We start from the raw sequence: 1,344 nt of genomic DNA on the forward strand, positions 1-1,344 counted from the left end.
AAAAAAAGTACCGTCATCACAGGTGTGCGATTTCGGATTGTTGAAAATGAAAATACGGCATATGCCAATAAAGTCGCTGGCTATATCGTCAATGAGGCCAGCGGTCTTAATCATGTCAGAGTCCGATTTGCTACACGTCATGAAGATGGTACCGCGTCATTTTCAGACCCTGACATTGAGGGCGAATTTCATTGGGATATGGCAGGGAATACCGCAGAATATATCCCCTCAAACCCCAGTGATGCTTTTCAAACTGTTAAATTTAGTTTAAATAACGGACATCAAGAGACCCTTATCCATGATGGGGGGGAGGTGGGGTATACCACACCGCCACTTCCGTTACCCGAACCCCAAGAAATTTGGCGCTTGCCTAACCCTATTCCTGAAAAGACGTTGAATGCGCCTCCCGGTTTTCCAGAAGAACGGCAGAATGGTTGGGTAGAAACCTTTCCGTTGGAAGAAGACGATTTTAATGATTTTATTATTGTCGACCCTTGGGGGGGAAGTGCCTGCCATTTATGTCTACTTTCAAAAAAGGATCGTGAATTTTTTAGAAGTCGATTATTACGGGAAATTGAAAAAACTCTCTAAAGGGGGGAACTATGACGTTGACCATATTCCTTCTCAAGCGGCGATTAAACTTTATTTAAAATCAATAAACCCAGATATATCAAAAGACTAGCTTAATGAATGGGTTGATCAAGTGGCTTCCGTCGCTATCCCTAAATCAGTACACCCAAAATGCAGTGAAACCTACGGTGGCAAAAATAATAGTTGGGTTGAATTAGAGGATGATACCAAGCTACGTCGAAAAGAGTATGACGGTCAGGATTTAAAAGAAGCGGTTGAACGAAATTGGGAAGTAGAGCGACGATGTTTAAAAGCGGAATATAACGTATCGGATGAAAAATTAGATGAAGTATTGGCAGAATTACATCGATTAAATAGAGAGGAAGGATTATATCAATGAGTGTGAATATTGAAGCCTTAGTACGGCGATTAGGGGATACTTATGATGAACTTTATAACGACGGGTTAATTCCTTATAAAACTAAACCGCAAGGCAATTCGGGAGAAGATGTTTTAACGTTACAGATGAGCAAAGAATATGTTTTTTTAGCTTTTGAAAATCCATCAAAAAAACTCGCTGAAATTACACTGACATTAATCCCCGATAAGATGAAAAATGGCTGGGTATTTCCCAATAAAATCCCGTTTGGGTTAGAACAAGTCATGACCGACCAATGGCTTTATCAACATATAGGTAATCCAATTAAGCGAACGCCTGAGAGGTATATTTTAAAAAGTTTTTTTTTAGGGAAAAACAGAAGTATTTACATTAAA

Annotated in this window: 3 protein-coding genes; all 3 read left to right on the forward strand. The window is 39.5% G+C overall.

All coding sequences use genetic code 11. The annotated features are described in order from the left end of the window. Nucleotides 1-591, forward strand: a 591-nt coding sequence (locus BHE89_RS17370; RefSeq protein WP_171742530.1) for an S-type pyocin domain-containing protein, incomplete at its 5' end; no start/stop codon positions are given. A 112-nt stretch (nucleotides 592-703) separates the two neighbouring features. Beyond that, complete coding sequence (locus BHE89_RS26250) at nucleotides 704-970, forward strand: hypothetical protein (protein WP_069369630.1); 267 nt, start codon at nucleotides 704-706, stop codon at nucleotides 968-970. Then, the coding region (locus BHE89_RS17380; protein WP_128860669.1) for a DUF6392 family protein at nucleotides 967-1,344 on the forward strand (378 nt) is incomplete at its 3' end. The genes BHE89_RS26250 and BHE89_RS17380, both read left to right, overlap by 4 nt.

This window comes from Shigella sp. FC1967 (genome assembly GCF_001743005.1).
Lineage (GTDB): Bacteria > Pseudomonadota > Gammaproteobacteria > Enterobacterales > Enterobacteriaceae > Proteus.